Source organism: Flavobacterium bomense (assembly GCF_003970355.1).
In genome coordinates this window covers 1-1,012 of the sequence record NZ_RYDJ01000296.1, presented here as the reverse complement: position 1 = coordinate 1,012, position 1,012 = coordinate 1, and the positions used below count along the sequence as shown (strand labels likewise).

Annotated in this window: 1 protein-coding gene and 1 pseudogene; one reads left to right on the top strand and one right to left on the bottom strand. The window is 32.4% G+C overall.

Annotated features, from left to right (window positions below; genetic code table 11):
• Positions 1-234: pseudogene (locus EKL98_RS17435) on the bottom strand (signal protein PDZ); the annotation flags it as partial.
• 122 nt (positions 235-356) lie between these two features.
• Between EKL98_RS17435 and EKL98_RS17430 the strand changes: the two are divergent.
• Positions 357-1,012, top strand: a 656-nt coding sequence (locus EKL98_RS17430; protein ID WP_126563274.1) for an aminotransferase class I/II-fold pyridoxal phosphate-dependent enzyme, incomplete at its 3' end; no start/stop codon positions are given.

Genomic DNA, 1,012 nt, shown 5'->3' with positions numbered 1-1,012 from the left:
AAAACTCACATCTTTCTTTTCCTCCATACTAAAAAGAATGGTCTCTTCAACACCAGAATCTAAGAGGAAGTATAACTCAACATTATTAACTTTTATGGGAATAAATATCAAATTATTGATGATTTTGAAAGGGATAATCACTTTATCGGTTCCTTTTTCAAATTGAAATTCGTCCTGTCCAAAAACAGATAAAGAATAAATTATAAAAAAGCATAAAATGATTATTCGACTCATCCTAATTATTTTTATAAAGTTAATGAAATATTGAATAATAACACACTTTTATTAACAAATAAACAGAATTGAAGTGTTTATTTTTGAAAAAAAAATCGCAATTTTGCACCAAATTTAAAAACATGCCAAGTATTTCTATTAGAGGTCAAAAAATACCCGAATCGCCAATTCGAAAGTTGGCCCCTTATGCAGAACAAGCCAAATTAAAAGGCCATAAAGTGTATCATTTAAACATTGGTCAACCCGATATAAAAAGCCCTGAAATTGCCATTGAAGCTATAAAAAATATTAATTTAGATATTATAGAATACGGCCCTTCCGCAGGTTATGAAAGTTACCGAAAAAAACTAGCCTTTTTTTACACCAATCAAAATGTAAGAGTTTCGTTTGATGATATAATGATAACCACAGGTGGCTCTGAAGCGCTATTGTTTGCGCTGGGCAGCATTATGGATCCCGAAGATGAAGTCATTATTCCTGAACCTTTTTATGCCAATTATAGTGCTTTTGCAGCAGAATCAAGTGCTCGAGTTGTGCCTGTAATTTCCAATATCGAAAGTGGTTTTACCCTTCCTACTATTGCCGAATTTGAAAAAGCGATTACATCAAAAACCAAAGCGATTTTAATCTGTAATCCCAATAATCCAACTGGCTATTTGTATTCAGAATCCGAAATTAATCAATTGGGAGAATTGGTTCGAAAACACGACTTATTTCTAATTGCTGACGAAGTGTATCGCGAATTCATATACGACGACAGAGACAAACATTTTTCGGT